The organism is Weissella confusa (genome assembly GCF_004766315.1).
GTDB classification, from domain to species: Bacteria; Bacillota; Bacilli; order Lactobacillales; family Lactobacillaceae; genus Weissella; species Weissella confusa_A.
The window spans coordinates 1-6,938 of the sequence record NZ_PVSN01000029.1 but is presented as its reverse complement, the minus strand read 5'-3'; the positions used below and the strand labels follow the sequence as shown (position 1 = coordinate 6,938).

Sequence of the window (6,938 nt, the reverse complement as noted above, 5' to 3'; positions counted from 1 at the left end):
CTGTTCTACCTACAAAAACACCGAGAAATGACGCCTTTTTAAGCTGAAATCCGGGTTTTGAAAAATTTTCGGAGTCCGGCACCTCTCGGTGCCGAAAAAACCTGTCCATAATCTTGACATCAGCGCCAACTGACTTCGTCGCTTGTCCGTTGACCATCTTTCATCTTTGGTCATACCCGCAATATCATTTCTCAAAACAAGAGAAACCTCCCGCCAATCATCTATGCTTTGATATTCGCTCCTAAATAGCTTCAATCTGTTAATAATTTTATCAACGTCATCATGATAATTATTTTCATGGTTATCAATTGGAGAAATTTGAAAACTATCAATAACCGCATTAACACCATTTTTCATTTTACCAACCATAGGTTTTGTAACACGACCTGCATAATGTATTTCGTCTAATAAAATCATGAGTTCATCAAATTCATCAAGCGGAAACAGGGCCGTATTCCTGTCACCTTTTCTGTTCGCTTTCAAAGTTCGTAAAAATTCATCAATATATGAAGCCATTAGAATCCTTCTTTCATTCTTGTATGTTAATTATACATTCTGCACATAATTGCGCGAAAGCCCTCTGAAAATCATTGGTAAATCGTATTTCGTAAATTTTCATTTATTCACTAAATCATAAAAAACAGGTATTAGGCTTACACATATAAGCCTAATACCTGTTTTAGAACGACATAAATAATCAGAAATTTTTAGAAACTACAGCGTTTCTTGTGCTGCGCCTTCTTCGTTCAACAACAACGAACTGATTCCTTGATCACCGAAGATTTTGACTGAGCTGAATGACAACTTCAATACAACAAAGCTGTCCTTTGCTTCTCCAGCAACATCCATCCAGTTTGGAATTTGGTTTTCAATCAATTCTGCGACGTCATCAATTGACTTGTCCGTCAAATGAATTTCAGCCTTGTTTGATGTGACTACCCCATTGTCCTCATCAGTTGGCACCGTCGTGAACGCAACAAATGGGTTAGCTTCAATTTCAGCCATCTTGTTTGAGTTGCGCGTCGTCGTGATATAAATGTAGTCCGTCAACTCATCGGGCGTCAAGTAGAAGACGTCACGGTTTGATGGACGGTTGTTAACGGCTGTTGCCAAGTTCAAAACGTGTGAATCACGCAAGTACTTTTCCAACAATGCTTTGGTATCCAAATTTGCTTCTGTCATAATTTCATACTCCCTTTAGTTAGTTCCTTGTGGTTATTATAACTAACTCTTAAATGAAAAACTGATATAAACACCTGGATTCGGTATGTTTTATTGCCGGTTTAAGAATTAGCCACAAATACGTCAAGGTTTACAAAAAGACCAGCAACGAATTGCTGGCCTCCATTCAGTATTAACCTAGTTCAGCGTACGTGGCTCCTTGATCAGGACCCGTGAAGTTGAAGTTCTTCACAGCACGGTGTGAACGCAAGTATTCTTGCACACCTTGGCGGATTGCACCAGTTCCCTTACCGTGAATAATTTCAACGGAAGGCAAGTTATTTAGCAATGCGCGATCGATAAATTGATCAAGCTCGCTCATGGCAGCTTCATAGCGTTGTCCACGCAAATCAAGCGTTGCTGATGCGTTCGCACGGTTAACGGCCTTACTGGTGTTAACACGTGGCTTTGGCGCAGCCTTTTGCTCTGACTTCACTTCGGCAACGTTTTGCTTTTCAATTTCATCTTCAGCAAGCACCATCTTCAAGATACCCATTTGGACTTCAAACTTACCGTCCTTGAGCTTACGCTTAACCGTACCTTGTTGACCGTACTCACGCACCAAAACCGTATCGCCGGCTTCGATGTTTTGGCTCTTCGCCTTCTTAGCCTTACGCAAAACACGGTTGTTTTCAGCTGATGGTTCTTGACGCATGGCGTTCAAGGCACCCTTGGCATCCATCAACTTGTTTTCCTTAACGGCCACACCATCAAGTTGCATCTTACGCAAATCAGCGATAATCTTATCAGCCTTCTTACGTGAATCAGCAACGATGTGGTTCGCTTCCTTCTTGGCTTCTTCAAGCGTGCGGGCCTTCTCGGTTTCCATCTTTTCAAGCTTTTGCTCGTAATCGTTCTTCATTTGACGATTTTCGATGACTTGTTGCGCCAATTGCACTTGTTGCGCCAAAACGGCGTTACGACGCTCAACCAAGTCGGCAATCATGTCGTTCAATTCTTGTGAATCTTCCGTCGTCAATGAGGCTGCCGCATCGATAATGCTTTGATCCAAGCCCAAACGCTTTGAAATCTCCAAGGCGTTTGAATGACCAGGAATTCCCAACAAGAACTTGTACGTTGGACGCAACGTTTCAACATCAAACTCCATTGACGCATTGATGGTATCAACGCAGTTGTAGCCGTAAACCTTCAACTCAGGGTAGTGAGTTGTGGCAACAGTGTATGAACCCTTGGCACCCACGGCATCCAAAATTGACATGGCCAAAGCTGCTCCTTCTTGCGGATCAGTTCCGGCACCCAATTCGTCGAATAGCACCAATGAATCAGCGTCAATTTGCTTCAAGATTTCAACGATGTTCACCATGTGTGATGAGAACGTTGACAATGATTGCTCGATTGATTGCTCATCACCAATGTCCGCAAAGACTTCCTTGAACAAACCAACTGTTGAGTACTCAGCAACTGGAATAAACAACCCTGATTGGGCCATCAATTGCAACAAGCCCAACGTCTTCAAGGTAATCGTCTTACCACCGGTGTTAGGACCCGTGACGATGATGGCCTTGTAGTCTTCACCAATGATAATATCGTTGGCCACAGCCTTTTGTGGATCCAACAATGGGTGACGCGCTTGCAACAAACGCACGTGGTTCTCTGGGCTGTACTCAGGCTCTTGAGACTTCGTAGCAGCAGCATAACGGGCCTTAGCGTTCACAAAGTCCAAGTGACCCAAAACTTCAGCATTCTTTTGAATGTTGTCGGCTTCAGGACGCAACATAGCTGACAATTCAGCCAAAACGCGCTCTTCTTCGTGACGCTCCTTGATGTAGTGCTCACGCAAGCGGTTGTTCATATCAACCACATCACCAGGCTCGATGTACAACGTTTGCCCCGTTTGTGATTGGTCGTGAACAACACCACCGAAGTGACTACGGTATTCCGTCTTAACTGGAATAACATAACGGTCATTACGGATCGTCACGATTGGGTCAGACAAGTATTGTGCTGACTTGCCACGTGTGTAATCTTGCATCTTTTGACGGATGGCATTTTCCGTTGACGTGATGGCCTGACGCACACGGTGCAATTCTGGTGAGGCTTCATCGGTCACACGACCATCCCCATCAATCGCCGTATTCACACGACGCGTCAAATCTTGCATAACCACCAAACGCGTGTAGTAAGGACGCAAGGCAGCCAATGGCTCACCGCGATCTTCCACCAAGTTTTCGAAGAACAAACGCATTTGTCCCGTCGTAAACAATACGCGTCCAACTTGCGCCAATTCGGTCCCACTCAATGACGCATCAATCTTCAAACGTTGCATGTGTGGCTTAACATCCGCCAACTTTGGAATGTTAATCCCACCTTGCCAGCGTAGCACCTTAGCTGCGTCTGACGTTTCTGCCAACCACGTTTGCATTTCGTTGGCATCTGCAGTTGGCAACAAGTTGCGCAACTCATTTTCACCAGCAGCCGTTGAGAGGTATGGTCGCAATTGGGCCTTTACCGCTTCATACTCAAGGGTTGCTAAGACTTTCTTATTCATGTGTCTTAACCTCTAATATCTCTTATTAATCCCTACTGGAGAATCCACCATTGATAGATGGCATCTGAGAAGTAAGGTGTCTGATTCAAAATCCATTGGGCGATGGGTGACTGAATCATCGCATCGTGGTACCAAGGGATTTCCCATGTCTGTGTTAATTGTAAAACAAAGAAGATTTCAACGTAGACTAAAAGGCCGTAAACCAACATACCTGCTAGACGATTAACCGTTCCAAGCAAGGGTACCTGGTTAATGAAACGCAAACTACGCTCGATTGAACGCACAATGAACGTTCCAATCACCATAATAAGTCCAAACGCTAAGCCGGATGCTAAAAATTCATTGGCTTTATCAGAAACAAAATCGGGTACGCCGTTGGCCGCCCAGCGTGCTTGCACGGTCATCAAAAATGTTTCGTGAATCCAGCTTCCCAAACGGTGTGACATCAATACAGCCACTGCGTAAACCACAAAACGGCCACCTAACGTCAGCAAACTACGGACGAAACCTAGGTAGCGACCACGTAGCACCGCCGCCAGAAGCAATACTGCAATAATAATTGACAGCAAGTTCATTATTCAGCGTGATCCTTCTCAGCTTGCATCTTCAATTGGTCTGACAAGGCGTTGATGGCCAACAATGTTAGGAGTTGTTCATCTGACAACTTGGGTGCCAATTGCTTCATCTGGTCCAATTGTTGGTTAGCCAATTCAAAAACAGCCTTCATGTGTGCTTGTGATTCAGCCGCTGTAATTGTGATTTCTTTACCTAGAATTTTGCCTTTAAAACGTGTCTTTTCTGCCATGTTGTCTTTCCTCTTCTTGTTTATTCATAACTACCAGTATAGCAAAAAAACGCTGATATTTCAGCGCTTTCCGGTCGATGCTATTGATTATCGATTACCTGATAATCTTTTTCGAATTCTTTTTCATTCACGATGCGCAATTCCTGCCCATCACGTGTTAGAAAGTCACCACATGCCCCCATTGCAACCGACCAAGGTGCATTGAGCATCAAAGTGTTTTCTTCACGTGCATCCCAGTGGAGTAGTCCTTGTTTGAATGCGTCTTGCACCCAAACAGCTGGTGACATGTCATCTGAAATCTGCCAGACATCCACAATTTGTGTACCATGCTTCGCTTGCATTATCGTTACCTACTTTCTACGGTAGCTGAGCCCTCTTCTCGATACCAGTATACCATTTAATGCTAGTTACTTCTTGTAGGCCCACTTCCAGTCGTATGGTGATCCAACTGGGTTCAGCACCACATTCTTAACTGATGGGCGCATCAACGTGGCTGATGATTGGTAGTAAAGTGGTGCGACACCAACTTGCTTTTCAATCTGTTGCTCAGCTGTCTTGTAGTCTTCGTAACGCTTGTTAGGATCGTTCACATCCGTTGTCTTAGCAGCGTTCACGGCGTCATCATAAGCTTGGTCACTCCAACTACCATAGTTGAAGTCTGAATTCGTCGTTGCCAAATCCAAGAATGATGATGGATCAGCATAGTCAGCACCCCAACGGTCAATGACTACTTGGAACTTCTTGGCCTCGGACAAAGCCAAACGTTGCTTGAATGGTACCACCTTGATGGTTACCTTCACGTTGTCTAACTTTTGCCATTGGGCTTGGATGAACTGGGCCATACGCTTTGAAGCATCTGTGTCATCAGCCAACAATTGGACGGATAACTTCTTTTTACCAGTCTCTTTAAGGCCTTCCTTCATCAACTGCTTAGCCTTGGTCTTGTCATACGCGATTGCGCCAGGCACAGCTGCTGACTTGGCAAAATCTTCACCCGTATTTGGATCCTTAGCCAATTTGGCAGCCGTGAACGTCGTTGCCGGTGTAGCCGTTCCAGTCAAAATCTTATTTGCCAACGTCTTACGATCAATGGCATAAGACATTGCTTGGCGAATCTTCACGTTCTTGTAGACCGGATAATTCTTTTGATTGAATTCAACATAAGCCGTTGTGGCTGATGGAATCACCTTGTAGGCCTTTGAGTTCTTTGACGCCGTGACTTGGTCAGGCGACAAGTTCGTGAAGTCGACGCTACCAGCCTTATACAAGTTATAACCAGTGTTTTGGTCCTTAATCGCTTGCACGACAATCTTAGGCGTCTTAACCGCCTTTGCATCCCAGTATTGCTTGTTCTTCACCAACGTATACTTGTTGTTCGAACCATTCCAACCCTTCATGACGAATGGACCAGATGACAACGTGTACTTAGCCGTCGTACCATACTTGCTCCCGGCCTTTTCAACGAACGCCTTATTTTGTGGGAAGAATGGTGCCATCGTCAAAATTGATTCCAACTGTGGCATTGGCTTGTCCAGTGTGACTTCCAAAGTCGTGTCGTCCAGTGCCTTTACACCCAAATCATCCAAGTTCTTGTCCTTGCCCGACTGAATGTCATCAGCGCCCTTAATACCTGAGAATAGATAGGCATACGTTGACGCCGTCTTTGGATTGTTGGTACGTTGCCAACCATAAACGAAGTCGTTGGCCGTCAAGGCATCCCCATTTGGCCACTTCAAATTTGGACGAAGCTTGAATGTGTACGTCAAACCGTCATCAGACTTTTCAACTGATTCAGCCAATGCCAATTGTGGTGTGCTGTTCTTATCATTACGATACAAACCATCCCCAATGGCTTGCATGGCATCAAAATCAACTGCAGCAGACGACTTTGCTTGGTCCATCGTACCGAGTTGCGCAGTATCCGTCCAATTGATTGTCTTATATGTGGCGGCCTGCGTTGCCGTTGGTACCACGATTGATCCCAAAATTAGACTTGCTGATGCAGTGCTGCTCCCTTAACTACTTTATTCATACTCGAATGCCCTCCTAAGCGATGACTAAATAGTACCGCCGTGTGAAGTTGAATTCAAAGAATAGCGCTTATTTCATCGAATTTGCATCTGAAAACGGTTGCAATCTAACCGTTTTACATACTTGAATTTACAATTCAAGTGCAACACTAAGCTAAATAAAAACTGACTCATAATGAACCAGCCTAAAATGTAGTTTGTCTAGAACATACAGAACGCGAGGAAACATTATGAGTCATTATCATCAGCTTACCGCATTTGATCGCGGACGTATAGAAGTTTTACTCAGAGAAGGGTTGTCAATGCGTAGCATTGCAAAAGAAATTGGTAGAAGCGCTTCGACAATCTCTCGTGAGATTGCCCGCTGTGTTGG

The 6,938-nt window shown here is 44.5% G+C and carries 8 protein-coding genes; 1 reads left to right on the top strand and 7 read right to left on the bottom strand.

The features are described from left to right. Positions 1-9: 9 nt before the first annotated feature. The 7 genes from C6P11_RS04800 to C6P11_RS04770 all read right to left on the bottom strand — a co-directional run bounded on the left by C6P11_RS04800 (position 10) and on the right by C6P11_RS04770 (position 6,520). Positions 10-516, bottom strand: a complete 507-nt coding sequence (locus C6P11_RS04800; RefSeq protein WP_135519037.1) for a hypothetical protein — start codon at positions 514-516, stop codon at positions 10-12. A gap of 198 nt (positions 517-714) precedes the next feature. Next, positions 715-1,182, bottom strand: coding sequence for a pyridoxamine 5'-phosphate oxidase family protein (locus C6P11_RS04795; protein WP_087045540.1), 468 nt, complete (start codon positions 1,180-1,182; stop codon positions 715-717). Positions 1,183-1,354: 172 nt separating this feature from the next. Then, positions 1,355-3,730, bottom strand: a complete 2,376-nt coding sequence (locus C6P11_RS04790; RefSeq protein ID WP_135519035.1) for an endonuclease MutS2 — start codon at positions 3,728-3,730, stop codon at positions 1,355-1,357. 32 nt (positions 3,731-3,762) lie between these two features. Further along, positions 3,763-4,305, bottom strand: a complete 543-nt coding sequence (locus tag C6P11_RS04785; protein WP_135519033.1) for a CvpA family protein — start codon at positions 4,303-4,305, stop codon at positions 3,763-3,765. Continuing rightward, a complete protein-coding gene (gene zapA, locus C6P11_RS04780; RefSeq protein ID WP_135519032.1) occupies positions 4,305-4,535 on the bottom strand; it encodes a cell division protein ZapA in 231 nt (76 codons plus the stop codon). The genes C6P11_RS04785 and zapA overlap by 1 nt, the downstream gene beginning before the upstream one ends. An 80-nt stretch (positions 4,536-4,615) precedes the next feature. Further along, positions 4,616-4,876, bottom strand: a complete 261-nt coding sequence (locus tag C6P11_RS04775; protein ID WP_135519030.1) for a hypothetical protein — start codon at positions 4,874-4,876, stop codon at positions 4,616-4,618. Between the two features lie 66 nt (positions 4,877-4,942). Beyond that, on the bottom strand, positions 4,943-6,520 hold the full coding sequence (locus C6P11_RS04770) for a peptide ABC transporter substrate-binding protein (protein WP_245299778.1): 1,578 nt from the start codon (positions 6,518-6,520) through the stop codon (positions 4,943-4,945). Between the two features lie 275 nt (positions 6,521-6,795). Between C6P11_RS04770 and C6P11_RS04765 the strand changes: the two genes are divergently transcribed. Beyond that, on the top strand, positions 6,796-6,938 hold a 143-nt coding region (locus tag C6P11_RS04765), incomplete at its 3' end, for a helix-turn-helix domain-containing protein (protein ID WP_135518151.1).

Bases quoted from the DNA above. Each gene is read 5' to 3' on its own strand.
- C6P11_RS04800 (WP_135519037.1), bottom strand. From the start codon at position 516: ATGGCTTCATATATTGATGAATTTTTACGAACTTTGAAAGCGAACAGA.
- C6P11_RS04795 (WP_087045540.1), bottom strand. From the start codon at position 1,182: ATGACAGAAGCAAATTTGGATACCAAAGCATTGTTGGAAAAGTACTTG.
- C6P11_RS04790 (WP_135519035.1), bottom strand. From the start codon at position 3,730: ATGAATAAGAAAGTCTTAGCAACCCTTGAGTATGAAGCGGTAAAGGCC.
- C6P11_RS04785 (WP_135519033.1), bottom strand. From the start codon at position 4,305: ATGAACTTGCTGTCAATTATTATTGCAGTATTGCTTCTGGCGGCGGTG.
- zapA (WP_135519032.1), bottom strand. From the start codon at position 4,535: ATGGCAGAAAAGACACGTTTTAAAGGCAAAATTCTAGGTAAAGAAATC.
- C6P11_RS04775 (WP_135519030.1), bottom strand. From the start codon at position 4,876: ATGCAAGCGAAGCATGGTACACAAATTGTGGATGTCTGGCAGATTTCA.